This is a genomic window from Aeromonas sp. 604282, from assembly GCF_049170575.1.
In the GTDB taxonomy this organism is placed as follows: Bacteria; Pseudomonadota; Gammaproteobacteria; order Enterobacterales; family Aeromonadaceae; genus Aeromonas; species Aeromonas veronii_A.
On sequence record NZ_JAAKMV010000003.1, the window covers coordinates 218,016 to 244,714 of the forward strand.

Here is a 26,699-nt window from a genome sequence, read left to right on the forward strand (position 1 = left end):
CACTCATGACCGAGTCTGAAACCCTGATCAGCAAACCCCGCATCGAAATCCGCTACTGCACCCTCTGTCGCTGGATGCTGCGCGCCGCCTGGCTGGCGCAGGAGCTGCTCTCCACCTTCGACAGCGATCTGGGGGAGGTGGCGCTGGTGCCGGCCAGCAAGGGGGAGTTCCGCATTCTGGTGAGCGGGGTGCAGGTGTGGGATCGGGTGGTCGATGACGGCTTCCCCGAGGCCAAGGAGATCAAGCAGCGGGTGCGTGACGTCATCGCCCCTGAGCGGGATCTCGGCCACTCGGATCGCAAGGCGGCCGAGTAACGCCAGATGGGCCGAGCGCCTCGAAAAGGTGCTGAGCATGAGAGCGAAAGGAGAGGGAGGCGATGGCCTCTCTCTCCTTTTTTGCATTTGGCTGTTTGCCTGGCTCCAGCAGGGTTATAAGCGCGGCTCGGCCAGATGACTGCCGATATAGCGGGCACGCTTGTGGGACTTGATGCGGCTCACATCAACCCACACCAGCCCGTCGATGCAGTGGTTGAAGTCGGGGTCGATACCAAAATCCATGAACTGGACGCCGCCCGGCTCGCACAGCTCGGAGTACTGCTTGTAGAGGGTGGGGATGGCGCAGCCCAGATTGTCGAGGCGGGCCTTGAGTGCTTTGAGGTCGGCGCCGTAATCCACCCCTTCGAACAGAGGCTGCGTCTCGGGATAGGGACGGCGGGAGGGGGCCAGCGCCAGCTCGGGGGCAAAGTGCTGGCGGTAGAAGCTCACCAGCAGATCCTTGGCAGCCGGCGGTAGGCTACCGGAGAGCGACACCGGGCCAAACAGGTAGCGGTAGCGGGGATAGCGGGCCAGATAGGCACCGATGCCGAACCAGAGATAATCGAGCCCCCGCTTGCCCCAGTAGGCGGGCTGGATAAAGCTGCGGCCAAGCTCGATGGCCTGCTCCAGCCGGGGCAGCAACTTATCCTCAAAGCCGAACAGGGTGTGGCTGTAGAGGCCATCCTTCCCCTTGCTGGCCAGCAGCTCCGCCACCGGGGCAAAGCGGTAGGCGCCGATAATGTCGAGTCGGGCCGGATCCCAGAGGATCAGGTGGTGATAGTCGTTGTCAAAGCCATCGAGATCCCGCCGCTTGCCAGACCCTTCCCCCACCGCGCGAAAGGCGATCTCCCGCAGTCGCCCCAGCTCGCGCAGGATCACCGAATGGCTCAGTTCGTGGCGGCGGTAGAGGTAGATCCCCTGACCATCCGGGGTGGTGCCGAGCTGTTCGCAGCTTTCGATGGCCTGTTTGAGCTGGCGGCGATCCTCCGGCAGGGCGATGGGAGCCTCGGTCTGCAGCCGTCCCGCCTTGCCACGGCTAATCCGGTAGAGGTGGTTGCGCACCAGCCGCGCCGCCGTCTTGGCGGGTAGATCCTGAAAACTGCCGAGTGGAATGCGCGCTCCTATGGTCACCGGCAGGGTCTGCCCCTGCTGGCGAAACAGCTGGCGCACCAGCAACAGGGCGGAGGCGGGCTTGTTGAGCCAGGAGGCGAGATAGAACCAGAGGCTGTTGCGCCCCCCCAGATGGATGGGCACCAGCGGGGTGCGGGTGCGCTGGGCCAGCTTGATAAAGCCTGCCTGCCAGGGGCCGTCTTTCACCCCCTTGAGGCCAAGCCGCGAGACTTCACCTGCGGGGAAGATCACCAGTGCCCCTTCATGGGCGAGGTGTTCGTTCATGGCGAGGATGGCCTGTCGATCGGTTTTGCCCTCCATGTTGTCCACCGGCAATAGCAGAGGGCGCAGCGGCGCGAGCTGGGCCAGCAGCTGGTTGGCGATGATCTTCACATCGGGGCGGATGCGACCGAGCAGTTGCAGCAGCGCCAGTCCATCCAGCGAGCCGATGGGGTGGTTGGCAACAAGAATGACCCGGCCGCTGGCGGGAATATGCTCCAGTTGCGCCTCGCTGACCCGATAGTCGAAATCGAGCTGGGTCAGCGCCTGCTCGACAAAGTCGAGGCCGCGCAGGTGCGGGTAGCGGGCGGCAAAGTCGGCAAAGGCACGTTCGTTGAGCAGCCAGCCCAGCAGCCGCTTGAACAACGGGGTAAGCAGGGGGTAGCCAAGCAGGCGGGGGAAGTGCTGGGTCAGCAGGGTATCGATAGTGAACATCTGGAGGGCTCCGGCGATCCGTTGCTCCCAGCATGATGTGACACTGTTCCCGCAACATGTCAGCGGGATGACAGTTTGATGGCAGCGGTAGCGTGTTGCTCCTGAGCGACCCTCCCCGGTTTCCCTTTCCTGATGGGTGATGGCCAGATAGCAAGGGGGGAGCCGGTTAACCGGCTCCCCCCTTGGTGGTCATGGTCATGATAGCGACCCGATTAACCGCGCCAGGCTGCGGTGAGGCGCACCAGCTCCACCAGGGTGGCGACCGATTTCTCCATGGATTGCAGCGGGATGAACTCGTGCTTGCCGTGGAAGTTGTGGCCACCGGTGAAGAGGTTGGGGCAGGGCAGGCCCATAAAGGAGAGGCGGGCGCCATCGGTACCGCCGCGAATGGGCTTGATTTTCGGTACCACGTCGGCGGCTTCCATGGCGGCCTTGGCCAGCTCGACGATATGCATGTGCGGCTCTATTTGGCTGCGCATGTTGCGATAGCTGTCGGTCAGGGTCAGCTCGATGCGGGCCTTGGGATACTCGGCCTGCAGGGCTGCCACCCGGCTTTGCATCTCGGCTTTGCGTGCGGCGAAGTGCTCGTCGTCGAAGTCACGGATGATGTAGTGCAGTGTGCTCTCCTCCACGGTGCCGCTCATCTGGGCCAGATGGAAGAAGCCCTCATACCCGTCGGTGCACTCCGGGGTCTGCTCGGCAGGCATGGCGGCGTGGAAGCGGGCGGCCAGGGTCTGGCTATTGATCATGTTTCCCTTTGCGGTGCCGGGGTGGACGTTGTTGCCGATAAAACGAATTGTGGCGCTGGCGGCGTTGAAGTTTTCATACTCCAGCTCGCCCAGTTCGCCGCCATCCACGGTATAGGCCCACTTGGCCGGGAATCTCTCCAGCGGGAACAGGTTGGCGCCACGGCCAATCTCTTCATCCGGGGTAAAGCCGACCCAGATATCGCCGCGCGGGATCTCGGGGTGGGCCTGCAGGTGGTCGATGGCGGTGAGGATCTCGGCGATGCCCGCCTTGTCGTCGGCGCCAAGCAGGGTGGTGCCGTCGGTGGTGATGAGATCCTGACCCAGATAGTTTTTCAGGAAGCGGTAGTCACGGATGGCGAGCACCTCGTCACCCTTGCCAAGGCAGATGTCGCCGCCCTGATAGTTTTCGATGATTTGCGGTACTACGTGCTCCGCCTCGTAGTCGGCGGTGTCCATGTGGGCAATCAGGCCGATAGCGGGGGCGTCCGGCTGGTTGCCCGGCAGGTAGCCGGTGAGGTAGCCGTGTTCATCCAGGGTGACCTGGCTCAGCCCCAGCGCCTTCATCTCTTCTTGCAGGGCACGGGCAAAGATCAGCTGGCCTTCGCTGCTGGGGCAGGCTGGATTGGTCTCATCGGAGCGGGTATGAAAAGTTACGTAACGCAGAAAACGCTCAAGCAGGGTATCCATTAGTCAGCCTCTAACCGATTGTGAGCGGTCATTGTGGCCAATCCGTGCGGGGCACTCATTGCGTCAGCGCAGGTTTTTCCCATTTTTTGACGCAAGGGAAGAGCGGCGAATGTGCGGCGCGCGGGGCAACTTCGGCGAGGGGAGGCGCATAAATTTTGCATTTATTACGATATTTAGGCGCTGGCGGTGGCGACCAAATTCCCCTCAGCTACCGCACTGCAAGGCGCCAGCCCAATCATGGCGTTTTCACACACTTTTCAAGGGGAAACCGGGCTGTCGCATAACCTGCGCCATCCCAGAGCCCGCCTGCCCGCCAGCAAGATTTGAGTGGCTTATTAAAAGAGGATTTTGAGCACTATTTTTTATTGTCACCGCCCGCGGTAAGTGTGTACACTCCGCGCCGATCCGAAGGTAACCCTGAAGCAGGCAGAGCCGCCAGAAACCGGAAGGATCATACGCCTATAGGGCGAGGCACGCAGAAACGACAGACACTGCTGGGGAATGGTTTCTTTAATACCGGTTAGGCTCCGGTATCAGGGAGAACAACAGACACTCATCTTTCTTTTGACCGAGTGGGCCAACGGCTCATCATCTTCCCTTGTCATGGGCGGTCACTGGATATGAGCTGGGCTGTGGTTGTTGTCGTCTATCAACACGCATGCGTGCTGGCGCCTTCGCTTCTCTTCCTTGGAACCCTCTCCTGCTGTCGTGATAGCTGCCGAATGATGAACGGACGACGTGGCTGATGTCGTCTGTCATCAAAGTACCGCGGCGCTACGGCATAGTGGCACCGCATACCGTTGAGCTTGATGTAAAGCCACCAGCCCCACATCAAGACTCGTTACTTCCCAAGATCCACCAGGCAGCCTCTGGCTTGCCGCGATGTGCAAAGCGCAACACTGCTTTGCACAAGATGGTCTGGATGTGATTGAGGGTAACGAAGGCGACTTCCCGTCGCTCATTTGCGAGGCATAGCCCATGACTAACTGGTCCAGCAAGGACTCCTTGAAGGTCTACAACGTTCCCTACTGGGGTGCGGGTTTTTTCAATATCAATGACGCCGGTCATGTGACCGTTGCTCCCGACAAGTCACGCCCTGACGCACAAATCGTGCTTTCTGACGCCATCGAACAGTTGCGTCAATCCGGGCTGACCACTCCGGTACTGCTGCGTTTCCCCGACATCCTCAAGAGCCGGGTCGATGCGCTGTTCAACGCCTTCGGTCAGGCCATCGAGAAGTCAGGCTATGAAGGGGACTACCTCTGCGTTTACCCGATCAAGGTAAACCAGCAGCGTCGCGTCATCGAGACCATCAGCCAGTCCTACAGCGACAAGCCCCGGCTTGGCCTGGAAGCTGGTTCCAAACCGGAACTGCTGGCCGTGCTGTCCCATCACCATGAGCAAGGCTCGGTGATCGTCTGCAACGGTTACAAAGACCGCGAATATATCCGCCACGCTCTGCTCGGCAACCTGATGGGCCACAAGGTCTACATCGTGGTAGAGAAGCCCTCCGAGCTGGAGATGGTGCTGGACGAGTCAGCTCGTCTCAACATCAAGCCCAATATCGGCGTGCGCGCCAAGCTCGCCTCCACTGGCTCCGGCATGTGGGAATCGAGCGGCGGCTCCATGTCCAAATTCGGCCTGTCAGCCTCCCAGATCCTGGCGCTGATCGAGCGTCTGCGCAGTGTCGGCAAGCTGGATTGCCTGCAACTGCTGCACTTCCATCTGGGTTCCCAGATCGCCAACATCCGTGACATTCAGGGCGGTATCCGCGAGTGCGGCCGTTTCTACGCCGAACTGCGTCGCCTCGGTGCCAACATCGAAGTCGTTGACGTCGGTGGCGGCCTGGGGGTGGACTACGAGGGAACCCGTTCCCAGAGCCACTGCTCCGCCAACTACAGCCTCTCCGAGTACGCCAACAACGTGGTCTGGGGTATCGGCGATGTCTGCCGCGAGTTCGACCTGCCGCACCCGACCATCATCAGCGAGTCCGGCCGTGCCCTGACCGCTCACCACGCCGTACTGGTCACCAACATCATTGGTGCCGAAGGGGTGGAGATGAACGACATCAGCGCGCCGGACGAAGATGCACCGACCATTCTGCAAAACATGTGGAAAGGCTGGCTGGATCTGCGCAGCGAAGATCCCTCCCTGCTGGAGATCTTCCACGACTCGGTTGCCGATCTGGCTGACGTCAACACCCAGTACACCATGGGGCTGCTCAACCTCGAACAGCGTGCCTGGGCCGAGATGCTGCATCAGAACACCTGTCTGGCGCTCAAAGAGCTGCTCAATCCGGTCAACCGCAACCACCGTGCGCTGGCTGACGAACTGAGTGAAAAGCTGGCTGACAAGTGCTTTGCCAACTTCTCCCTGTTCCAGTCCCTGCCGGATGCCTGGGGTATCGGTCAGGTATTCCCGGTGATGCCGCTGGCCGGTCTCGAGCGTCCGCTCAGCCGTCGCGGCATCCTGATGGATATCACCTGTGACTCCGACGGTCAGGTCGAGCACTACGTCGACGGTCTGGGGGTCGAGAGCACCCTGCCGATGCCGGTTTACGGCGAGAACGAAGAGTGCCACGTCGGCTTCTTCCTGGTGGGTGCCTATCAGGAGATCCTGGGCGATCTGCACAACCTGTTCGGTGACACCCACTGCGCAGAAGTGTGGCTGGACGAAGAGGGCAAGATGGACATTCGCAACGTGGTGCGCGGCGATACCGTCGACCAGCTGCTGCGTTACGTCAACATCGACCCGTCCGTGATCCGCGAGAACTATCAGCGGATCGCTTCCCACCCGGCGCTGGACGACGCAACCCGTAAAGCCCTGCTCGACGAGCTGGAGCTGGGTCTGCAAGGCTACGCCTATCTGGAAGACGAATAAGCCTTTTGGCTTGCCCCTCGCTTTGGCGGGGAGATGAAAAAACGGCGCCTGCGGGCGCCGTTTTTGTTGTGGAACGCCCGCAATGCTGTCGCGGGGCTTTCCCCATCTTCATTCGGATAGCAATGGGCCACTCCGGGCCGTGCAGGCCACAGATCCGGCAGATATCTGCGGTTGTCAGCCGCTTCTCTTGATCTGCATCAAGTGTGATCCGCGGCGGTTACTTTACGGTCAGAAGTGATGTTGTGGAGATGTAACAAAAGGATGTGAATATGGAACTGGAAAGGGATCCGAGATGCTATACCGACGTCTGCATCAATGGTAAGTGGTATCACTACGACCACTGCAGCACCAATGTCTACATGTTGATGGGGGGCGCGGCCCCCTGTCTGCAGCTTGCTTATGAGCCGAGCAGCGAAGAGGAGCTTATCGAGATGCTCCGCCAGCTGGCCTGTTGTTAAACCAGTGGCCATCGCGTCTGTGGGCGAGATGGCCAATCCTTCTTTAACGATTAATGGCCCGAGTTGCGGCCAAACACTCTCTTGCCCATCTCCAGCAGTGCGACGGCAAAGGCGTAGCTGCTGTCTGATTTGCCTATTTCATCGGCCACGTAGAGAAAGTTGGAGCGGTATTTCTCCACCGCCTCTTGCGGACTCCGGGCATCGATAAAATCCTCCTCGACTTCGAATCCCTGCGCCAGTAGCGCCTCTTTTTCGGGCAGAAAGGTGGGGGAGGTCATGTCGATAAAGGTGTAGTGCTGCCGGTTGGAGTCCGGCATGGTGAAAAACTGGTACTTCGCCATCTGCGATACCTCGCCTGAACGGGTTTGTCGTGATGTGACCTTCCGCGGGTTGAACTGCTTTTCCACTTTCTTGCCGGTATCTTGTACTTGTGCAGGAAAGAGGTAGCGTTCGACTCTTTTTATTGCATCCGAGCTTACTCTGGCTGCACTCTCGCACGCAACAACGATGGCGGTTTTTACATCACCCCGCTCGGGGTTAGCGGGGTAGAAGCAGAGCATTAAAAAACCAGCCCGACGGGGCTGGTTTTAACTGATGGCTGACCCGATCAGGCTGGTTTAGAGGACGAAGCTCTGCACCATGCTGCGTAGCTGCTCGGTAAGCTGGTGGATCTGGCGAGCGGCATCGCGCGCGGCGTTGGCGACCTGCAGCGCCTCGTCACTGCCATCGGAGATTCGCACCACATTGCGCTCGATCTCGTTGACCACGGCGCCCTGCTGTTCGATGGCGCTGGCGATGATGGCATTGGTATCGACCATCCGATCCACCTTCTCAGTGATGGCGCCGAAAGCGTGCTGGGCTTCCTGGGCGAGACCAACCCCCTCCTGCGCTTCGCGGCTGGCTGCCGACATGGCATTGACCGAGGCGCGGGCGCCGGATTGCAGCTGTTCAATCATCTGCTGGATCTCGACAGTGGCCCCCTGAGTGCGACTGGCCAGCGAGCGTACTTCATCGGCCACAACGGCGAAGCCGCGCCCCTGTTCACCCGCCCGGGCGGCCTCGATGGCGGCGTTGAGCGCCAGCAGGTTGGTCTGCTCGGCGATACCGCGGATCACGCTGATGACGCCGCCAATCTGGCTGCACTGCTGCTCCAGTTGACCAATGCTCTCGGCGGTGCGCAGTACTTCGCGGTTGATATGGTCGATCGCCTTGATGGTGCGATCGACCACGGCCTCGCCCTGACCCACCACCTGCTGGGCTTCCTGAGTCATGCGGGCAGCCTGCAGGGCGTTGCCTGCCATGTCTTGTGAAGTCGCAGCCAGCTCCTTGATGGCGGTGGCCACCTGATGGGTCTCCCCTTGCTGGGCGGCGATCACCTCCTGCGAGCGGCAAGTGCGATCCTCGATCTCGGTGGCGCTCTCCACAACGGTGACGCCGTTTTCCCGTACCCGCCGCATCAGGGTGCGCAAGGTCTCCAGGGTGATGTTGTAATCCCGGCTGATGGCGGCCAGCTCGTCCTGACCAACGATCTCGATGTGCTGGCTGAGATCCTGGGCGTTGACCCGGGCGGCGATCTCCCGTACCCGGCCAACGGTGTCGCGCAGGGAGAGATAGGCGCCGATCATCAGGTAGATGTAAAGCAACAGGATGGCGGTCAGTGGCGCCGTTACCCACCAGAAATGGCGTTGGTTGGCTGCCATGCGTTGATGCAGGTCGGCTTCCAGCCGCTGGCGCACCTGGCTTGCCAGCTTGGTGATGGTGTTGTCGAGCCCATCTCCCAGCGCCAGCACCTCCTTGGTTGAGAGCTGCACCAGCTGATCCTTCATCATCTTGTTTTCCATGGTATCGACCCCCTGACGCACCTGTTGCAGCAGGGCGTCGGTCTGCTGACCTAGCTCGGCGCGATAGGCGGGTTCAATCTGGTAGAGCAGGGTCAGATCGGCTTCCAGCTCCTGCAGGGTGGCGTTGATGAGGTCGAGGCGAAAGCGCAGGCCGCTGTATCCTTCCGCCTGAAACAGGCCGAAGTCGGCGATGGTAGCGGCGCGATCCCGCACCTGAGCCAGCAGGTCGCGCAGTTGTGGCAGCCGTTCGCTGGTGAGGATCACCATGTAATAGGTGCCGAGCGCCGGATCCTGGATCAGGCTGCTGGCGGCGGTGATGTTCTTGTAGAGGTGGCGCACTTCGGTCAGTAGTTTGTCGTGGCGCAGATTGCTCTGATCAACTTCCAGCTTGCTCCCTTCGCTCTGCAGGGCAGCCCACCCCTGTTGGAGGGCGTCGAAAGCGGGATTCTCCTGACGGGTATCGGCAAAGGCGCGCAGACTATCCTCCACCGCTTGGGCGGCGGCTTTGACCTTATCCTCTCCCACCGGGTTCTGCTCGTAGGCGTGCTGGGTGACCAGATTGCGGTGGGTCAGCAGCGCCTGCTCGATGGCGGGCACCGGGGCCAGATTGATGACGCCGGCCAGCTCCTTGCGGGCCTGTTCGTTGTCATCCTGCAGCCGTCCCAGCAGATTGGCCATGCTGTAGGCCAGCGGCAGCAGCATCAGACAGGACCAGAGCAAAAATTTGTATTTGAAGGAGAGCTGGTTGCCCAGCCTGATAGCCGGGTTGAAAATCCATTTCATATGAGGCCTCGATACCCGAAAAGACGGGTGCATGCGGTTATGTCTGAATATTACTCTTCGCTGCAGTACTTCGGTCAGGGAGAGGGGGAAGTTGTGATCCCCTTGGCTTTTTGTTCTGTTGCCAGCGCAATAGCAATGAAAACGGGCCACCCGAAGGTGACCCGTCTGTTGGCTGTCTGGTTATCTGGCTACTCAGTTGAACGCCAGGAAAGGCGAGACACAGAGCAGCAGGCCGGTGACGATGATGATGTAGAGGGAAGTGCCCTTGTACTTGTGCAGCGCCGGTACCTGATAGACCAGATAGGCCGGGATGAGGCAACCCACCATACCGAAGATGGGGCTGCAGATGGAGGTGAAGCTCAGCACCGGGGCGTTGAGCACGATTGCCCCCCAGGAGAGCATGACGGTGAACACCATGATCCCTTTGCCCACCAATCCCTTGTTGATGCGGTTTTCCGGCAGCACCCGGCGCAGCAGGTTCATCGCCAGCCCCTGACAGGCTTCACGAAAGCCCAGATAGACGCCGAAGTAGGCAGTCATTACCGCAAAGATGTTGAGGGTCAGGCTGAGCAGCTTGAGAGTCTGGCCGGGCATCCCCTGGGCCACCATCGCCAGCGCGGAGATGTTCTCCTCGGAGGCTTTGACCGCCTGATCGTGACCCATGGCCAGGGTGAAGGAGACTGCGTAGAAGAACACCACCACAAACAGGATGCCGAAGGCGATATTCATGGCGCGCATCGCCTTGAAGCGGGCCACTTCCAGCGACTTCTCCCGCGAGCGGTAGGAGATCACCATGGGGCTCAGGCTCTGGATAAAGAGGATGGAGGTGAGGGTGAAGGGCAGCATGATGATGGCATCCTTCATCCAGTCTCCGGCGGCGGGCATGGCGGTGATGTTGGCCGCATCCCACTTGTCCACCATCATCAGGCCGAGCACGGCCACCACGCTGATCTTGGTCAGCACCATAAAGGTGGAGATCTTGAACAGCAGGTTTTCGCCGCGCGAGGCCAGGGCCACCAGACCGCAAATAAGCACCAGACCGTAGAGGGGATTTTCCGAGAGCAGGCCGTCGGTGACGCCGAAGCTCTGCAGGAAGGAGGCGCTGTCGTTGGTGATGGCGGTGGAGTAGACAAAGACCCAGATCACCAGCATCACGAAGTAGAGGGCGCCGAGCAGCATGCCCCAGTTCTTACCAAGGTAGCCGGTGATGACGCTGGGATAATCCTTGCATTCGGGCGAGGTGGCCAGGGTATTGATAAAGAGGCGCTGGAACATGTACATGGCGGGGTAGCCGATCACCGCAGAGAGCAGAAAGACCCACAAACCCATCAGACCCACCTGTACCGGCAGGAAGACGATCCCCGCGCCGATGGCCATGCCGATGCTCATGATGATCCAGCCCCAGTCGGTGCTGTCGAAGCGAACCGCTTCTTTCCATTCCAGCGTGCCCATCACGGGGCTGGCGAGTGTAGTGCTATGCGCGTCCATTAAAACCTTCTTTTTTGTAGGGATGTGGGAAGGTGGCGCAAATATAGTTGAATAAAACTGTCATAAACAATGCCCATAAGAGTACTTTTGTTCAAATCAGGATGGTGATCACGGTTTATATTGAGGCCGAAAGGTGTCTTTAAACGCCATTTTTGTATCTTTTTGTTGAATGGATAAAATAAAAAGCAAATAATGTTGAACGAAATGAGATTCATGATTGCAAAAAAAATTGCACAAACAGGAGTGGCTATATGAAACGCATCATCACGGCAACAGCGGCACCTGACGCTATCGGTCCCTACAGCCACGGCACTGCCTATGGCGACCTTATCTTTACCTCCGGTCAGTTGCCGGTCTGCAAGCAGCAGGGTGGTGTGGTGGAAGGGGGGATTGCCGCCCAGACCCGCCAGTCACTGGAAAACCTGAAATCCGTGCTGGAAGCCGCTGGCGGCTCGCTGGATACCGTGCTCAAAACCACCTGCTACCTCGCCGAGATCAGCGATTTTGCCGCGTTCAACGAGGTCTATAAAGCCTATTTCCAGAAAGATTGTCCGGCGCGCAGCTGCTTCGCAGTGAAGGATCTGCCGATGGGCGTCAAGGTTGAAGTGGAAGCGATCGCCCATATCGCTCGTTAATGCTGATAAAAAGGTTCAAGTGATGAAACAAGCGTGGCAGCAGTATCTGCAGATTATTCAACAGGTTGTCAAACCAGCGCTGGGTTGTACCGAGCCAATCGCCGCCGCCTATGCCGCGGCTGTCGCCGCTCGGCAACTGGGGTGTGAGCTCGGTCGCCTCGAGGTTGCGGTGTCGGACAATCTCTATAAAAACTCGATGGGTGTCTATGTGCCGGGCACCGGCAAGATCGGTCTGGCCATTGCGGCCGCGGCCGGTGCCATCGGCGGCAACGCCGATGCCGGGCTGGAGGTGCTGGCCGCGATCCAGCCAGCACAGGTGGATCGTGCCCAGCAGCTGATCGATGCCGGCAAGGTGCAAGTGAGCCGCACCGCCGCCCCCGAGTTTATCTTCTGCCGCGTGACCGTTTATGGCACTGATGACAAGGGTGAAGAGCACAGCGCCGAAGTGACCCTGTGCGGCGGTCATACCCGCATCGTCGAGCAGCGCCGCGATGGTGAAGTGACCTTCACCGCCGATCAGAGCCAGGGCGGTGCCACCGGTTCCATCTGCGATGGCGTCGATATCAGCATCGCCGCCATCTACGAGTTCGCCACCCAGGTGGAGTTCGAGCAGATCAGGTTCATCCTCAAAGCCTCCGAGCTCAACGGCAAGCTCTCCGCCGAGGGGATGAACAACCCCTATGGCCTGGAGATTGGCCGCACCATGCAGCAGAACATCAATGCCGGTCTTATCGGCGAGGATGTGATGAACCGCATCGTGATGATGACGGCGGCTGCCTCCGATGCCCGCATGGGGGGCGCGACCCTGCCAGCCATGAGCAACTTTGGCAGCGGCAACCAGGGCATTGCCGCCACCATTCCGGTGATGGTGATTGCCGAGCGCTTTGCGGCCAGCGAAGAGCAGCTGGCTCGCGCCCTCATCATGAGCCATCTGGGCGCCATCTATATCAAGTCCCACTATCCGCCGCTGTCGGCCTTCTGTGGCAATACCGTGACCAGCGCGGCCGCCTCCATGGCCATGGTTTATCTGGCGGGCGGCAGCTTCGAGCAATCCTGCTTCGCCATCCAGAACGTACTGAGCGACAGTGCCGGTATGGTATGTGACGGGGCGAAAGCCTCCTGCGCCATGAAGGTCAGTACCTCCTCCGGCGCGGCGGTGCGCGGTTTCCTGATGGCCCTCAACAGTCACTCGGTGTCGGGGCAGGGGATCGTCGCCGGCGACGTGGATCAGACCATCCGCAACGTCGGCCAGATGGTGAAGGAGGGCATGTCTGCCACAGACAGCACCATTATTGATATCATGTCCGCCTGATGTCCCTGTCGGTTGCTGCCCGGCGCACATTGCCCGGCAGCAACCCTTGCAAGAAGGTCCCATTGTGAAGCTGCAAGAGTTGAGTCCGAGCGATTTTGAGATCCTCAAGTCGATGGAGAACATAGTGGATGGCATCGCCGCCATGTATGGTCAGCACACTGAAGTGCTGCTCCACAGTCTGGATGCGCGCAATCCCTCGATCGTCAAGATTGCCAACGGCCATATCACCGGTCGCAGTGTCGGCGCTCCCATCACCAACCTGGCGATGATGAAGCTCAAGAGCGGGCAGGATATCTCCAGTCCCTACATGACCAAGTGCGCCACCGGCAAGACGCTGCGCTCCATTACTACCGTGATCCGCAACGGGGAGCACAGGGCCATCGGGTTGCTCTGCATTAACAGCGACATGGATGCCCCGCTGCAATCCGTGCTGCGCACCATGATGCCGGAGTGCATGCATCCCCACGAGAGCCATCCCACCCCGGAGGTGTTCGCCCGCAACATCGACGAAGCGCTCAACAGCACCATCGACACCGTCAGTGCCGAGGTGCGCGGCAATGAGGCGGTGCCCCCATCCCAGAAGACCCGGGTCATCGTCAACCAGCTGCACGACATGGGGATCTTCGAGCTAAAAGACAGTGCCCAGATTGCGGCGCGCCAGCTCGGCATTTCGGTCCACTCCATCTACCGCTATCTGCGGGAGATCAAGAAGGGCTGAGCCAGTTCACTCTGGCCAAATTGGCAGCAAACGGGTCAGCCTTGACCCGTTTTTTACGCCCGTTTTAGCCTCTCTATTTGGGCCATCCTTCGGGCTCATCTGCTATCATCTTCCCCCTTTGTTTTTCTATCTCTCTGAACGTGCTGGAGAAATCATGTCTCGACTCATCTATCTGCTGCGCCACGGCCAGACCCGCTTCAATGCAGAGCAGCGTCTGCAGGGGCGTTGCAACTCCGATCTGACCGACAAGGGTGAGGCGCAAGCCATCGCTATGGGGCGGCGCCTTGCCGACGAGTTGGCGGATCCCGCCCGCTGGATCGTCTATGCCAGCCCGCTTGGCCGTGCCCGTCAGACTGCGCTGCTGGTGTGCGAGCAGCTGGGCTTTTCAGCCGATCGTATCATCTGGGATGAGAGGCTGATGGAGCTCGGCATGGGGGAGTGGGAGAGTTGCCGGATCCCGGAACTCGGCCTCGCTCACCCCGAGCTCGATACCGGCAAGGGGGACTGGTATCTGCAGGCACCGGGGGCCGAGAGCTTCGAGAGCATTCAGCGCCGGGCACACCAGTGGTTGCAGGATCCCGCCATCGCCGAGCGGGCCATCGTTATCTCCCACGGTCTGCTCGGTGCCATGCTGCGTGGCGTCTATGCCGATCTCGACTATGAGGCGACCTGGTCACAGGAGTTGCCGCAAGATGCCTTCTATAAGCTGCAGGATGGCCACATCACCCGCATTGCCTGCTCGTTGCCGTGAGGTGGCACCATGGCATGGACCATGATTGCCACCTTCGGATGCCCATTTTTGCCGCAGTTCAACACATCAGAGCACCTTATCGCGGCAAGATGAGGTATCTTATGCCCCGATTTCATCCATTAAACGGATCCGAGACCCCATATGATCATCAAACCCAAGGTTCGCGGCTTTATCTGCACCACCACTCATCCGGTCGGTTGTGAAGCCAATGTTCGTCGCCAGATCGCTTATACCAAGGCCAAGGGCACCATCGAGAATGGTCCCAAAAAGGTGCTGGTGATCGGCGCTTCCACCGGTTATGGCCTGGCCTCCCGGATTGCGGCTGCCTTCGGTAGCGGCGCCGCCACCCTCGGCGTCTTCTTTGAAAAAGCGGGCACCGAGTCCAAGACCGGTACCGCTGGCTGGTACAACTCTGCCGCCTTTGACAAGGCAGCCAAAGAGGCGGGCCTCTACGCCAAGAGCGTCAACGGCGATGCCTTCTCCAACGAGTGCCGCGCCAAGGTGATCGAGCTTATCAAGCAGGATCTGGGTCAGATTGATCTGGTTGTCTACTCCCTGGCCTCTCCGGTGCGCAAGATGCCGGAAACCGGCGAAGTGGTGCGCTCTGCCCTCAAACCGATCGGTGAGGTCTACACCACCACCGCCATCGATACCAACAAGGATCAGATCATCACCGCCACCGTCGAGCCGGCGAACGAGGAAGAGATCCAGAACACCATCACAGTGATGGGCGGTCAGGATTGGGAGCTGTGGATGGCAGCCCTGCGTGATGCCGGCGTGCTGGCTGACGGCGCCAAGTCCGTGGCCTACTCCTACATCGGTACCGATCTGACCTGGCCAATCTACTGGCATGGCACTCTGGGCCGCGCCAAGGAAGATCTGGACCGCGCCGCTGCCGCCATCCGTGGCGATCTGGCAGTCAAGGGCGGCACCGCTCACGTGGCCGTGCTGAAATCCGTGGTGACCCAGGCCTCTTCCGCCATTCCGGTGATGCCGCTCTATATCTCCATGGCTTTCAAGATCATGAAGGAGAAGGGCATTCACGAGGGCTGCATGGAGCAGGTGGATCGCATGATGCGCACCCGTCTCTACGCGTCCGACATGGCGCTGGACGATCAGGCTCGCATCCGCATGGATGACTGGGAACTGCGTGAAGATGTGCAGCAGACCTGCCGCGACCTGTGGCCATCTATCACCAGCGAGAATCTTTCCGAGCTGACTGACTACACCGGCTACAAGCAGGAGTTCCTGCGCCTGTTCGGTTTCGGTCTGGATGAGGTCGATTACGATGCGGATGTAAATCCGGATGTGAAATTCGACGTGGTCGAGCTCTGAGTCTGACTCAAGTGAAGACAGGGCCCCGCGGGGCCCTGTTTTTTTGGCAAACATTCCGCTAATTTGCGGAATTTTATTATCAGCGATCACCTTTTTCCCATATCAAACCCGCTAGTCTTGCGCTGATCGGATCACAGACGGCATTGCCGAGGTACGGAAGCTATGACCACTCCAAACGAGGCGCCCAAGAAGCGCCAACTCCCCACTGTCTATACCCTGCTTTTCATCATCATCGCCCTGATGGCGGCCCTCACCTGGGTGCTGCCAGCGGGCAAATATGACTATGTCACCGCCAAGACCCAGCAGCCGGTGGCGGCAGCGGCCGTGGCCGATTACAGCGGCGACGAGCGGCTGTTGCCTGTACCCGGCAGCTACACCGAACTCCCCTCCCACCCGCAAGGGGTATTCGAGGTGCTCAAGGCCCCCATCCAGGGTTTTCACAAGGCGGCCGATGTGGCGCTGTTCGTGCTCATCATCGGCGGTTTTCTCGCGGTGACCATGCAAAGCGGTGCGCTTGATGCCGGGGTTGGGGCCATTGTGCGTGGCTTTGCCGGCCGTGAGCGGTTGCTAATTCCTGTGTTGATCGCCCTGTTTGCCCTCGGCGGCTCCACCTTCGGCATGGCGGAGGAGACGGTAGCCTTCTGGGCGCTGATCGTGCCGGTCATGATGGCGGCTGGCTTCGATCGCATGGTGGCTGCGGGCATTATCCTGCTCGGCTCCGGGGTCGGGGTGCTCGCCTCCACCGTCAACCCGTTTGCCACCGGTATCGCCTCCGGTTTTGCCGGCATTCCCATCGGTGAGGGGATCGGTTTGCGGGTCATCCAGTGGCTGCTGCTGGTGATCTTTGCCTCCTGGTTCGTGATGCGCTACGCCAAGCAGGTGCAGCAGGACAAGTCCCGCTCCGTGCTGGCCGATATCGTCTATGACGACGAGTTCTCCCAGATGAAGAGCGGCAACCTCGCCTTCACCGGCAAACAGAAGCTCACCATGCTGGTCTTCTTCGGCACCTTCCTGCTGATGATCTATGCGGTGGTGCCCTGGTCGGACTTGGGGATCGATGTGCTGCCCACCTTTGGCTGGTGGTTTGACGAGCTCTCCACCCTGTTTTTCAGCGCCTCCATCCTGATCGCGCTGATCAACCGGATGCCGGAGTCCAACTACGTTGCGACCTTCCTGAGCGGCGCTCGGGATCTTATCGGGGTGGCCTTGGTGGTGGCGGTGGCGCGCGGCATCTATGTGGTGATGGAGCAGGGCGTCATCATCGACACCATCTTGCACTGGGCCGAGGGGCTGGTGAGCGGACTCTCCTCGTCGGTATTCATCCTGATGGCCTATCTGGTGCACATCATCCTGAGCTTCTTTATCCCCTCCACCTCGGGACTGGCGACCGTCTCCATGCCGCTGATGGGGCCGCTGGCGGATTTCTCTGGCATCTCCCGGGATCTGGTGATCACTGCCTATCAGTCCGCCTCCGGCTGGATCAACCTGTTTGCCCCCACCGCCGCTCATCTGGTGGCCGGTCTGGCGCTCGCCAAGATCCCCTACGATCGCTTCGTGCGTTGGGTGCTGCCCTTTATCATCGGCGTAGCCCTCATCACCATGGCGGTGCTGGTAGCCGGTGCCCTGCTGCACGGCTGATGGCACGGATAAAACCACAGATAACAAAAAGGCTCCCGCGGGAGCCTTTTTCATGAGCCTTGCTTACTGCTTGTAGCCCTTGAGGAAGCGGGCGAGGCGGCCGATGGCATCCTCCAGCTCCTCTTCGCGGGGCAGGAACACCAGCCGGAAGTGATCCGGCGCCGGCCAGTTGAAACCGGTGCCCTGCACCAGTAGCAATTTTTCTTGCTGCAGCAGGTCGAACACCATCTTCTGGTCATCGCGGATGTCATACACCTTGGGGTCAAGGCGGGGGAACATGTAGAGCGCCCCCTTGGGCTTGACGCAGGAGACCCCCGGGATCTCGTTCAAGAGCTCCCATGCCTTGTCCCGCTGCTTGCGCAGGCGGCCGCCCGGCAGGATCAGCTCGTTGATGCTCTGGTAGCCGCCAAGCGCAGTCTGGATGGCGTGCTGCATCGGCACGTTGGCACACAGCCGCATGGAGGCCAGCATCTCCAGCCCTTCAATGTAACCGCGGGCACGGCCTTTTGGACCGGTGATGACCATCCAGCCCTGACGGAAGCCGCAGGCGCGGTAGGCCTTGGAGAGGCCGTTGAAGGTCACCACCATCACATCGTCACATAGGGTGCAGACGCTAGTGTGGGAGATATCGTCGTAGAGGATCTTGTCGTAGATCTCGTCGGCGAAGATGATGAGGTTGTGCTGGCGGGCGATCTCGATCACTTCCAGCAGGAACTCGCTGCCGTAGACGGCACCGGTCGGATTGTTGGGGTTGATCAGCACCAGGCCGCGGGTACGCGGGGTGATGCGGGCGCGGATGTCGTCGAGATCGGGATACCAGTCAGCCCCTTCATCGCAGCGATAGTGCACCGCATGGCCACCGGAGAGGGTGACGGCAGCAGTCCAGAGCGGGTAGTCGGGGGAGGGTACCAGCATCTCGTCGCCATTGTTGAGCAGCGCCTGCATCGCCATCACGATCAGCTCGCTGGCGCCATTGCCAATGTAGATGTCGTCTATATCGACCTTGCGCATCCCTTTTTGCTGGTAGTACTGCATCACCGCTTTACGGGCAGAGAACAGCCCCTTGGAGTCGCAGTAGCCCTGGCTCAGCGGCATGTTGAGGATCACATCCTTGATGATCTCTTCCGGCGCATCAAAGCCGAACGGGGCCGGGTTGCCGATGTTGAGCTTGAGAATGCGGTGGCCTTCGTCTTCGAGACGGCGAGCCTCTTTATGCACCGGGCCGCGGATGTCATAGCAGACATCGTCGAGCTTGTGCGACTTGTCGATTGTGAACATGGTGAGTGTGATTCCTTCCCCACAGGGACGCGTTGGCGAAAAATGCGGTTTTTAGTATCAAATATCTTTTCCCCTATTCTTCACAGAATTGAATGCTATAACAATCCTCTTTTTAGTAGAAATTCCTGATTTTTAGCCCCAAAACAGAGTTATTAAAAGGTTAAATTCAGCACGATCGTTTGTGCTTGGCAAGGTTCACCAGTGAAAGATGGGGGAGTGATTAACAAAGCTACTCTACTATGTTGAAATCTTCACGCTCTCTGGCACGATTGGCTTGTGTAAAAAAGCCTCCTCATCGCCATTTCCGACGAGAAAAAGCTGATACAACTGGCACTGGCCAGCCCATATTTCCCCTTTCCCGTCCTGTTCCATCTGCAGAGGTATTCCATGCATGCACCCACACCCGGTCGCTATCGTCACTTCAAGGGGGGTTACTATCAGGTGCTGACCCTGGCCAGCCATACCGAGACAGGCGAGCAGCTGGTGATCTATCAGTCGGAACAGGATGGCACCGTCTATGCCCGTCCCGTCGCCATGTTCATGGAGTGGATTGAGCATCAGGGGCAGGTTGTCAGCCGTTTTGCCCCTGCAGGAGACTGACCACGCCTCCGTTTTTATCGTTCAAGGGATGATTACTCGAGCTAAACGGTGTCACAAGTTGTCGCATGACGCCCTTGGGTATGAGATGTGCAGTCAGCTGTCTTAATGATAAATCTCTTATCTAATCAACTAGTTGTGACGAATGTCACATTGAGTGAGCCCCACCTGCCGGGTTCGCAATCTGGGCTCACACTCCCATAATGCTGCGCTTGTTCAAGCATGGGCCCTTCTCGGGTCTTGTTCGGTGTTATCTCAAATGGGAGAAATAATGTGAAACCTGTTGCTGCTGAGTTTATGGGCACTTTCTGGCTGGTATTGGGCGGGTGCGGCAGTGCCGTGCTGGCTGCGGCCTTCCCTCACGTCGGGATTGGTCTGCTGGGGGTCTCGCTGGCTTTCGGTCTGACCGTGCTGACCATGGCGTTTGCCATCGGCCATATCTCCGGTTGCCACCTCAATCCGGCCGTGACCGTTGGTCTGTGGGCGGGTGGTCGTTTTCCGGCATCCGGTGTACTGCCTTATATCGTGGCGCAAGTGCTGGGCGGCATTGCCGCTGCTGCCGTGCTTTACGTGATTGCCAGCGGTCAGGCCGGGTTTGATCTCTCTGCCGGTTTTGCTTCCAACGGCTACGGTGAGCACTCTCCGGGTGGTTATAGCCTGACTGCCGCACTGGTGTGTGAAGTGGTGATGACCGGTTTCTTCCTGTTCGTCATCATGGGCGCCACCGATAGCCGTGCGCCTGCCGGTTTCGCGCCGATCGCCATCGGTCTGTGCCTGACCCTGATCCACCTCGTCAGTATTCCGGTGACCAATACCTCGGTCAACCCGGCCCGCAGTACCGGTGTTGCGCTGTTTGTCGGTGACTGGGCTATCAGCCAGCTCTGGCTGTTCTGGGTTGCCCCGATTGTCGGTGCCATTCTGGGTGCGCTGGCTTATCGCCTGGTGGCGACTGAGCAGAAGTAATCATTTGCGAAACAAAGTGTGGTATCGACACGCCTGTGGGCGTGTTTTTTGTTTCTGGAAGGGTGAGATAAGAGAACTCACCAAGCCAAACGTCAGAGTCCCTTGGCCTGCAGCATCTCTTTGTAGCGTTGATGGAGCAACTGGACGCGCTCCACATAAGCGCGCGTTTCCGCATAGGGCGGAATGCCGCCATGTTTTTGCACTGCGCCAGCCCCGGCGTTGTAGGCCGCAGTTGCCAGCGCAATGTTGCCGTCATACTGCTTGAGCAGTCCTGCCAGGTATTTCACCCCGCCGAAAATATTCTGCTCCGCCAGCAAGGCATTGCCGACCCCCAGCTCCCGCGCTGTGGCTGGCATCAGCTGGGTCAGGCCCATCGCCCCCTTGCGGGAGACCGCCAGCGGATTGAAAGCGGATTCCGCATGGATCAGGGCTCTGATCAGCGCAGGCTCAACCTGATAGGTTTTCGCGGCTGCCTTGATGGTGCTGGCATAGTCATAGAGAAACAGTCCTGTGGTCTGCCAGTTGACGCTGGATTTGGGATCGCAGGCGAAGCAGTCGTTGAACAGCAGCAGTTCGTAATGGCCCTGTTCGGGCGCCATATCGGAGTAACGAACCACCCCGTTTTGCTGCACCGATTTATAGACCTGGATCTGCTTCTTGCTGCCAGCGGCGGTTGCCGCCGTTTGAGCGGTTTCGGGTTGTGGGGCGGGCGCAGCATGACCGACCGAGCGTAAGGGAGAGGGGGCTACGGTCAGGAAGACCACCTCCGCGGGAGGGGGCGTCTGGCTCCATCCGCTCAATGGGATCAACACCATCTGGCCTGCCAGCATCCATGCTTTCAACCGTCACACTCCTTCCAGGGATCATCATGTTGAGTAAAGCACCATGGCGAGTGCAGAACAAGCGTACAAACAGGGAGTTGTGAAGTTGAAGGGGGATTTGGCCGAGGGATGGGGGGATGCCGGAGTATGGCCAGGAGAGGATCTAAACGGTGGAACTTTCCGGTAGCCAATGGTCATAATCGCCTTATGGAAGTGCTCTAGGATGTTCGCTTTTTTGTTAACAAAATGCGTGCTATCTTGCTTATGTCAGCTGGTCTGGCTAGTTAGTCTTTATCTATTTTTATAATTGATTATAAAGGTATTTTTGTGTCAGGAATGCTGGCGATGGAACTCATCTTCGAGGAGTACTGTGACGCCGATCTCTCCCTTATCAAGGACTATTACGAGACGACTTTTTCCCACTATGTGCCGGATCTGGCCGAGCGGGTCTTTGTCGTACGTGATGCTCACTGGCTGGTAGGGGCAGTTCGGTTGCGGGACGAGGAGGAGTTTTATCATCTGTGCGGCTTTCGTCTGTTGCCTCACTACCAGTCGCTGGGATTGGGTTCACGGCTGTTGCAGCACGCCTGTCACGGCCTGGAGGACAAACCGGTAGTCTGTCAGGTACTGCCTTTCGAGAAACCCTTCTATCTCAAGGCCGGTTTTGCCGATATCTCCCTCACCCAATTGAGCGGGTCACTCTTCTCCCTTTATGAGCAACAGCAGCAGCAGGGTTATCAGGTGGAGCTGCTGGTACGGGATACCACCCAGCCCCTCCTGAATTGAGCGGGCTAGCGGGGTCTGGTCAGTAGGTGGATTTTACCCGGTGACAGCTCCAGCCCCAGCAGGTTCTCTTTCAGCCAGGCTTGTTGCGGATCCTTGTCATCCAGTCGGTAAACCGGTTTGCTCTCAAGACGCTTCTCCATGCTCTGCAGCAGCATGCCGAGCATCATGCCGAACTTTCTCTCTGCCGCCTCCGGTTCCAGCTTGTACTCCACCAGTTTCATGTTGTCGAGAAACAGCGCGCTCTGACTCTTGTCATAGCGGGGCCTCGCCTCATAGGTCATCTGCAGGCGGGCGTCATATTCGGTATTGTCGGGCAGGGCGATCTTGAGCTTGCCCTTGCCATAGACTCGGGCGGTGTCTGGTTGTTGACGGCCAATCTGGACATCGCTCTGCTCCAGCTTCACATGGGCCTTGATGATGCCCGGTAGTTCCAGCTGTTTGTCGACTTGCACTTGGGATTGCAGGTACTGATTGATCTGCTGCTCATTGATGTCATATGAGCCTTGGCCTAGCATGGCCAGGCTGAGCAGCATGGATTGCAGAATCATGGGGGCAACCTGATAGAATGGATTTGCCTTACAGCATACCATTCCTGACTGGCAGGATCTGCCGACCACTGTTTGTTGATGAGAAGGAGTTACCGTTGCTAAACGGTCTGGAACATGATCTTCACCTGCTGTTCTCCCGCTTTCTGGGCTGGCTGCTACTGCTTTTTCATACCGTTATCGTCGCGGGTGTGTCGTTTCGGGTGGTGATGAAGCGCCGTCCCATCGGGGTGTCGCTGGCCTGGCTGGCGCTGATCTACGCCATTCCGTTTGCCGGTGTCGGCTTTTACTTGCTGTTTGGTGAAATCAAGTTGGGGCGTCGACGTGCCGAGCGGGCACAGGCCATGTACCGCCCTTATGCTATCTGGATCCGTCAGTTGGCCCGCCTTTTCCCCCAGCATTGCTGCGAGGTGGGGGAGAAGGCCCAACCATTGCACGATCTAATCCAGGGGCGGCTGGCTATGCCCATGCTCTCAGGCAACCGGATGACTCTGCTCAGCCAACCTGACCAGATCCTGCATGAGATTGCCCAGGATATTCGCCGTTCTACCCTCTCCTGCTATCTGGAGTTCTATATCTGGCACCCCGGCGGTGATGCCGACGAGGTGTGCGAGGCACTAATGGACGTCGCGCTACGCGGCGTGGATTGTCGTTTGTTGCTCGATTCGGTGGGTAGCAAGCACTTCTTCCGCTCCGGGTGGCCGAAAAAGCTGCGCAAGGCGGGGGTCAAGCTGGTGGAGGTGCTGCCGGTCGGCGCCTGGCGCATCCCGTTCCAGCGGCAGGATTTACGGATGCACCGCAAGCTGGTGGTGATCGACGACAAGGTGGGCTATACCGGCTCCATGAACATGGTTGATCCGCGTTTCTTCAAGCAGGATGCCGGTGTTGGCCAGTGGGTCGACATCATGATCCGGGTGCAAGGTCCCATGGTACCGCTGATGTGGTCGATCTTCGTCTGGGACTGGGAGGTGGAGACCGGCGAGCGGCTGCTCGACAGTCTGCAGCATGAGCCGGAAGCTTGGCCCCAGACCAACTACCGCGCCCAGTTGATCCCGTCAGGCCCTTTCGTTGGTGGTGACTGTATTCAGCAGAGCCTGCTGCTGGCCATCTACCAGGCGCGCAGCCATCTGGTGCTGACGACCCCCTATTTTGTCCCGGACGATCCGCTGGCCGCCGCACTCAGTTCGGCTGCGGCGCGTGGGGTGCAGGTGCAGCTGGTATTGCCGGCACGTAACGACTCCATCATGGCCAACTATGCCTGCAACGCTTTTATGGAGGAGCTGCTGGAAGCGGGAGTGGAGATCTATCGCTACGATGCCGGCCTGCTCCATACCAAGAGCGTGCTGGTAGATGACGACTTTGCTTTGGTGGGCACGGTCAATCTCGACCGGCGCAGCCTCTGGCTCAACTTCGAGGTGACCTTGCTGGTGGACAACCCTTCTTTCGTGGCCCAGATGACCCGGCTGGTGCAGGGGTATATGGCGGAAGCCACCCCCATGACCCTTGCCAAATGGCAGGCGCGCCCCTGGTACAAGAAAGCGATGGAGAACATCTTCTATCTCTTCAGCCCCTTGCTGTGAGGTGATTACGAGCCACAAGAATGTTGGCTCGTCCTCTGATTGGACTTGCCTAGTCCCGAGTCCGCCCCGTAGAGTGCAGTGACAACTCCCTGGAGACACATGGATATATGAAAAAGATAGTGGCCCTCGCCGTGGGTGCGGCACTGGTTGGTGGTGGTCTGGCCGCGTGCTGGTACACGGGCAGCAGTTTCGACAACATCATGGCGGAGCAGATCGCCAAGGTGGAGGACGAAACCGGCATCGACATGCAGTGGCTGCCGGGCAGCAGTAACCTCTTTACCCGTGATGGCATCCTGAAGGTGGTGATCACGCCCGAGGAGCTGGCCTCCATCGACAGCGAGCTGGAAGGCAGCCAGCCCATCGAGTTACAACTGCTGGTCAAGAGCCGGATCCTGCCGCTCTATATCAAGAGCCACTTCCAGCTTGATACCCATAATGGCACCCTGGCGCCAGTTTTCACCGCACTGGGCATGGAGCAGTGGCAACTTGGTCTGGAGTCGGCAACCAGCCTCTGGACCCAAGCCAACAGCAGCCGATTCTGGGCCAATGAGTTCAAGGTAAAACAGGGGCTGGACGAGTTCAGCTTCCTGCCTCTGAACGGCGAGTTTCACGGCAATCTGGAGGGCAGTGGTCACCTCACCATGACCTGGCAGGGGATGACGGTTCATGAAGAGCAGAGCAAGATGGACTTGGTGCTGGCCGACCTGAAAGGGAGTGCCGATGTTGCCGAGATCAGCGGCGTCTTTCTCTCTCCACAGAGCGAGATGAGTCTCTCCGCCCTCACTCTGCAACTGCCTGACAGTGTTCGGGTTGCCCTGAAGGGGATGACGACCGAGACCCGTCTTACCGGCGATGATGCCCAGACTCTTTCCAGCAGCTATCAGATGAGCATTGCCAAGCTGGATCTGGAGAACGAGACCGACACCCTGGCGGTGACCGACAGCAAGTTGGCGCTCAACCTCAACGGTCTGGATCTGGAAGGGTATCAGGGGCTGCAGGCCGCTGGTGGCAAGGGAGTTGAAGATGCCGCTATTCAGCAGGCGCTGGATAAGATGCTCAAACGTGGCGCGACCCTTGAACTGGCCGATCTCAGCGCCAAGCTCAACGGTGAGGTGGTGACCATGAAGGGGGACGTGAAGCTGGCCTCCACCTCGCTGGAGCAGCTGTTCAACAGCGACACAGGGATGCAGGCCCTCAGCGGCGTGCTGCATGCCAGCCTCAGCGACAAGCTGGGCAAGGCGGTACCGCAATTGGCCCCCATGCTCGATCAGCTGACCCTCATGGGTTATCTGAAGGCCGACAAGCAAGCGCTGACCTCCGAGCTGAAGCTGGAGAAGGGCGCGGTGACGGTAAACAATCTGTCGCTCTGATGCATGGTGTAGAAACAACAACGGCTCCCGCGGGAGCCGTTGTTGTTGCTGGCGTTTGCATACGTGCCACGTGGACGGATTACTTGAAGACTACCGTCTTGTTGCCGTAGACGAACACCCGCTCGTTCAGTACCAGCTCCAGCGCGCGGCTCAGCACCGATTTCTCTACATCCCGGCCCGCCTTGGCCATGTCGTCCGCACTGAAGGCGTGACCGACGTGGATCACGTCCTGTTCGACGATGGGACCCTCATCCAGATCGTCAGTCACGAAGTGGGCGGTGGCACCGATCAGCTTGACCCCGCGATCGAATGCCTGCCGGTAGGGGCGGGCACCGATGAAAGCGGGCAGGAAGGAGTGGTGGATGTTGAGGATCTTGCGCGGGTAGGCCTCGACGAAGCTCGGTGTCAGCACCCGCATGTACTTGGCCAGGATCACATAGTCAGGCTCATAGCCGTCGATGATGGCGCGAACCTGCTCCTCATGCTCTGTCCGGCTCAGACCCTCGTGACTGACGGTGTGGAACGGGATATCGAATTTACCGGTGAGCTCGGCCAGGGTGTCGTAGTTGCCGATCACCGCGACGATATCCATATCCAGCGCGCCCGCGTAGTTCTTCATTAGAATATCGCCGAGGCAGTGGGTCTCCTTGGTCACCAGGATAACGATACGCTTCTTGCCCGCCTTGACCAGACGGCGCTGGGCTCCGGTGGGCAGGGCATCATCAAGGTCGGCCAGCAGGGTCTCGTCGTTGAAGCGCCCTTCCAGCTCGGTACGCATAAAGAAGCGGCCATTCTCGTGATCCACAAACTCATCGTTCTTGATGATGTTGAGCTGATGCTTGTAGCAGATGTTGGTGATCTTGGCGATGAGCCCTTTGGCATCCGGGCAATCCGTGAGCAGTATTTTCTTTTCCATCTCTGTCATTTTCCGTTTGTGGTGTTGGCGCTACTGTCTGCGCCGGCAGCGTTGTTCAGGCTCTCTTTTCGGGCCCTGTTTTTTGTTTCGGGAACTATGCCATAAACCGATCCGCGCCATAAAGAAATTCGCCAGTCGCCAGTCACAGTCTTTCGCGCTGGCGAACGGGTTGAAGAGCGCGATCCTGGGCGCAATGTTGAAACGCTTTTCAGCCAGCGGGGATTTTGGCTGGTATCTGCAACCGTTTTTCTTTAGGCTGTCTGCGCTTATTCTCAGGGCGGGGTGCAATTCCCCACCGGCGGTATCCTGATTGACTCGGGGAGCCCGCGAGCGCCCGACTTGGCTGATTGCCGGGTTGGGGTCAGCAGATCCGGTGAGATGCCGGAGCCGACGGTCATAGTCCGGATGAAAGAGGATAAGACAGACATTG

General features: G+C 59.1%; 23 protein-coding genes and 1 riboswitch. Of the genes, 14 read left to right on the forward strand and 9 right to left on the reverse strand.

Annotation, left to right across the window (positions count from 1 at the left end):
- The first annotated feature begins 5 nt into the window (after window positions 1-5).
- Entirely contained in the window at window positions 6-314 is a 309-nt protein-coding gene (locus G5367_RS06350; RefSeq protein ID WP_043821170.1) for a SelT/SelW/SelH family protein, read from the forward strand.
- Window positions 315-428: 114 nt separating this feature from the next.
- Here G5367_RS06350 and G5367_RS06355 read toward each other — a convergent pair whose 3' ends face one another.
- Both G5367_RS06355 and pepT read right to left on the reverse strand, forming a co-directional pair.
- Window positions 429-2,138 (reverse strand): lysophospholipid acyltransferase family protein, encoded by a 1,710-nt coding sequence (locus tag G5367_RS06355; protein WP_421245125.1) that lies wholly within the window; start codon window positions 2,136-2,138, stop codon window positions 429-431.
- Window positions 2,139-2,350: 212 nt separating this feature from the next.
- Window positions 2,351-3,574, reverse strand: coding sequence for a peptidase T (pepT, locus tag G5367_RS06360; protein WP_421245124.1), 1,224 nt, complete (start codon window positions 3,572-3,574; stop codon window positions 2,351-2,353).
- Window positions 3,575-4,552: 978 nt separating this feature from the next.
- On the opposite strand from pepT, the gene speA reads away from it, so the two are divergent.
- Window positions 4,553-6,454 (forward strand): biosynthetic arginine decarboxylase, encoded by a 1,902-nt coding sequence (gene speA, locus G5367_RS06365; RefSeq protein WP_421245123.1) that lies wholly within the window; start codon window positions 4,553-4,555, stop codon window positions 6,452-6,454.
- A 269-nt stretch (window positions 6,455-6,723) separates the two neighbouring features.
- Window positions 6,724-6,912, forward strand: coding sequence for a hypothetical protein (locus G5367_RS06370; protein ID WP_033115019.1), 189 nt, complete (start codon window positions 6,724-6,726; stop codon window positions 6,910-6,912).
- Between the two features lie 50 nt (window positions 6,913-6,962).
- Here the strand turns inward: G5367_RS06370 and G5367_RS06375 are convergent, their stop codons facing one another.
- From G5367_RS06375 to G5367_RS06385, 3 genes are all read right to left on the reverse strand, one after another.
- A complete protein-coding gene (locus G5367_RS06375; protein ID WP_156853344.1) occupies window positions 6,963-7,253 on the reverse strand; it encodes a hypothetical protein in 291 nt (96 codons plus the stop codon).
- 276 nt (window positions 7,254-7,529) lie between these two features.
- Window positions 7,530-9,536, reverse strand: coding sequence for a methyl-accepting chemotaxis protein (locus G5367_RS06380; protein ID WP_421245122.1), 2,007 nt, complete (start codon window positions 9,534-9,536; stop codon window positions 7,530-7,532).
- A 192-nt stretch (window positions 9,537-9,728) separates the two neighbouring features.
- Entirely contained in the window at window positions 9,729-11,024 is a 1,296-nt protein-coding gene (locus G5367_RS06385; protein WP_421245121.1) for a hypothetical protein, read from the reverse strand.
- 251 nt (window positions 11,025-11,275) lie between these two features.
- Here G5367_RS06385 and G5367_RS06390 point away from each other — a divergent pair, with 251 nt between their 5' ends.
- From G5367_RS06390 to G5367_RS06415, 6 genes are all read left to right on the forward strand, one after another.
- Complete coding sequence (locus G5367_RS06390) at window positions 11,276-11,659, forward strand: Rid family detoxifying hydrolase (RefSeq protein WP_101530446.1); 384 nt, start codon at window positions 11,276-11,278, stop codon at window positions 11,657-11,659.
- 22 nt (window positions 11,660-11,681) lie between these two features.
- Complete coding sequence (locus G5367_RS06395) at window positions 11,682-12,971, forward strand: serine dehydratase subunit alpha family protein (RefSeq protein ID WP_128815871.1); 1,290 nt, start codon at window positions 11,682-11,684, stop codon at window positions 12,969-12,971.
- Between the two features lie 64 nt (window positions 12,972-13,035).
- Window positions 13,036-13,689: a transcriptional regulator gene (locus G5367_RS06400; RefSeq protein ID WP_368192310.1), complete on the forward strand. Its 654-nt coding sequence runs from the start codon at window positions 13,036-13,038 to the stop codon at window positions 13,687-13,689.
- A gap of 154 nt (window positions 13,690-13,843) precedes the next feature.
- Entirely contained in the window at window positions 13,844-14,440 is a 597-nt protein-coding gene (locus G5367_RS06405; protein ID WP_421245119.1) for a histidine phosphatase family protein, read from the forward strand.
- Window positions 14,441-14,581: 141 nt separating this feature from the next.
- Window positions 14,582-15,775 (forward strand): enoyl-ACP reductase FabV, encoded by a 1,194-nt coding sequence (fabV, locus tag G5367_RS06410; RefSeq protein ID WP_219276821.1) that lies wholly within the window; start codon window positions 14,582-14,584, stop codon window positions 15,773-15,775.
- Window positions 15,776-15,937: 162 nt separating this feature from the next.
- A complete protein-coding gene (locus tag G5367_RS06415; RefSeq protein ID WP_127005744.1) occupies window positions 15,938-17,413 on the forward strand; it encodes a YfcC family protein in 1,476 nt (491 codons plus the stop codon).
- Window positions 17,414-17,476: 63 nt separating this feature from the next.
- Here G5367_RS06415 and G5367_RS06420 read toward each other — a convergent pair whose 3' ends face one another.
- Window positions 17,477-18,691, reverse strand: coding sequence for a pyridoxal phosphate-dependent aminotransferase (locus G5367_RS06420; RefSeq protein ID WP_005334367.1), 1,215 nt, complete (start codon window positions 18,689-18,691; stop codon window positions 17,477-17,479).
- 387 nt (window positions 18,692-19,078) lie between these two features.
- Here G5367_RS06420 and G5367_RS06425 point away from each other — a divergent pair, with 387 nt between their 5' ends.
- Entirely contained in the window at window positions 19,079-19,291 is a 213-nt protein-coding gene (locus G5367_RS06425) for a DUF1653 domain-containing protein (protein WP_005344176.1), read from the forward strand.
- Window positions 19,292-19,561: 270 nt separating this feature from the next.
- Window positions 19,562-20,251: an aquaporin Z gene (gene aqpZ / locus G5367_RS06430; protein ID WP_005361747.1), complete on the forward strand. Its 690-nt coding sequence runs from the start codon at window positions 19,562-19,564 to the stop codon at window positions 20,249-20,251.
- Window positions 20,252-20,343: 92 nt separating this feature from the next.
- On the opposite strand, the gene G5367_RS06435 is transcribed toward aqpZ, so the two are convergent.
- Window positions 20,344-21,093, reverse strand: coding sequence for a lytic transglycosylase domain-containing protein (locus G5367_RS06435; RefSeq protein WP_421245118.1), 750 nt, complete (start codon window positions 21,091-21,093; stop codon window positions 20,344-20,346).
- Between the two features lie 324 nt (window positions 21,094-21,417).
- Here G5367_RS06435 and G5367_RS06440 point away from each other — a divergent pair, with 324 nt between their 5' ends.
- Window positions 21,418-21,858: a GNAT family N-acetyltransferase gene (locus tag G5367_RS06440; protein WP_005344181.1), complete on the forward strand. Its 441-nt coding sequence runs from the start codon at window positions 21,418-21,420 to the stop codon at window positions 21,856-21,858.
- A gap of 5 nt (window positions 21,859-21,863) precedes the next feature.
- Here the strand turns inward: G5367_RS06440 and G5367_RS06445 are convergent, their stop codons facing one another.
- Window positions 21,864-22,406 carry a DUF1439 domain-containing protein gene (locus tag G5367_RS06445; protein ID WP_005344183.1) on the reverse strand — a complete coding sequence of 181 codons (543 nt, stop codon included), beginning with the start codon at window positions 22,404-22,406 and terminating at the stop codon, window positions 21,864-21,866.
- A 95-nt stretch (window positions 22,407-22,501) separates the two neighbouring features.
- Between G5367_RS06445 and cls the strand changes: the two genes are divergently transcribed.
- Entirely contained in the window at window positions 22,502-23,983 is a 1,482-nt protein-coding gene (gene cls / locus G5367_RS06450) for a cardiolipin synthase (RefSeq protein ID WP_421245117.1), read from the forward strand.
- Between the two features lie 107 nt (window positions 23,984-24,090).
- Window positions 24,091-25,353: a DUF945 family protein gene (locus G5367_RS06455; RefSeq protein WP_236344447.1), complete on the forward strand. Its 1,263-nt coding sequence runs from the start codon at window positions 24,091-24,093 to the stop codon at window positions 25,351-25,353.
- A 79-nt stretch (window positions 25,354-25,432) separates the two neighbouring features.
- On the opposite strand, the gene purU is transcribed toward G5367_RS06455, so the two are convergent.
- On the reverse strand, window positions 25,433-26,269 hold the full coding sequence (gene purU / locus G5367_RS06460; protein WP_115544112.1) for a formyltetrahydrofolate deformylase: 837 nt from the start codon (window positions 26,267-26,269) through the stop codon (window positions 25,433-25,435).
- 264 nt (window positions 26,270-26,533) lie between these two features.
- Window positions 26,534-26,690, forward strand: a riboswitch (FMN riboswitch).
- Window positions 26,691-26,699: the final 9 nt, after the last annotated feature.

What these genes read in the sequence shown, in the direction of transcription:
- fabV (WP_219276821.1), top strand. Translation starts at nt 14,582, where the DNA reads ATGATCATCAAACCCAAGGTTCGCGGCTTTATCTGCACCACCACTCAT.
- G5367_RS06455 (WP_236344447.1), top strand. Translation starts at nt 24,091, where the DNA reads ATGAAAAAGATAGTGGCCCTCGCCGTGGGTGCGGCACTGGTTGGTGGT.
- purU (WP_115544112.1), bottom strand. Translation starts at nt 26,269, where the DNA reads ATGGAAAAGAAAATACTGCTCACGGATTGCCCGGATGCCAAAGGGCTC.
- G5367_RS06440 (WP_005344181.1), top strand. Translation starts at nt 21,418, where the DNA reads ATGGAACTCATCTTCGAGGAGTACTGTGACGCCGATCTCTCCCTTATC.
- G5367_RS06420 (WP_005334367.1), bottom strand. Translation starts at nt 18,691, where the DNA reads ATGTTCACAATCGACAAGTCGCACAAGCTCGACGATGTCTGCTATGAC.
- G5367_RS06445 (WP_005344183.1), bottom strand. Translation starts at nt 22,406, where the DNA reads ATGATTCTGCAATCCATGCTGCTCAGCCTGGCCATGCTAGGCCAAGGC.
- G5367_RS06370 (WP_033115019.1), top strand. Translation starts at nt 6,724, where the DNA reads ATGGAACTGGAAAGGGATCCGAGATGCTATACCGACGTCTGCATCAAT.
- G5367_RS06375 (WP_156853344.1), bottom strand. Translation starts at nt 7,253, where the DNA reads ATGGCGAAGTACCAGTTTTTCACCATGCCGGACTCCAACCGGCAGCAC.
- G5367_RS06390 (WP_101530446.1), top strand. Translation starts at nt 11,276, where the DNA reads ATGAAACGCATCATCACGGCAACAGCGGCACCTGACGCTATCGGTCCC.
- G5367_RS06355 (WP_421245125.1), bottom strand. Translation starts at nt 2,138, where the DNA reads ATGTTCACTATCGATACCCTGCTGACCCAGCACTTCCCCCGCCTGCTT.
- G5367_RS06405 (WP_421245119.1), top strand. Translation starts at nt 13,844, where the DNA reads ATGTCTCGACTCATCTATCTGCTGCGCCACGGCCAGACCCGCTTCAAT.
- pepT (WP_421245124.1), bottom strand. Translation starts at nt 3,574, where the DNA reads ATGGATACCCTGCTTGAGCGTTTTCTGCGTTACGTAACTTTTCATACC.
- G5367_RS06415 (WP_127005744.1), top strand. Translation starts at nt 15,938, where the DNA reads ATGACCACTCCAAACGAGGCGCCCAAGAAGCGCCAACTCCCCACTGTC.
- G5367_RS06425 (WP_005344176.1), top strand. Translation starts at nt 19,079, where the DNA reads ATGCATGCACCCACACCCGGTCGCTATCGTCACTTCAAGGGGGGTTAC.
- G5367_RS06385 (WP_421245121.1), bottom strand. Translation starts at nt 11,024, where the DNA reads ATGGACGCGCATAGCACTACACTCGCCAGCCCCGTGATGGGCACGCTG.
- G5367_RS06380 (WP_421245122.1), bottom strand. Translation starts at nt 9,536, where the DNA reads ATGAAATGGATTTTCAACCCGGCTATCAGGCTGGGCAACCAGCTCTCC.
- speA (WP_421245123.1), top strand. Translation starts at nt 4,553, where the DNA reads ATGACTAACTGGTCCAGCAAGGACTCCTTGAAGGTCTACAACGTTCCC.
- G5367_RS06395 (WP_128815871.1), top strand. Translation starts at nt 11,682, where the DNA reads ATGAAACAAGCGTGGCAGCAGTATCTGCAGATTATTCAACAGGTTGTC.
- G5367_RS06350 (WP_043821170.1), top strand. Translation starts at nt 6, where the DNA reads ATGACCGAGTCTGAAACCCTGATCAGCAAACCCCGCATCGAAATCCGC.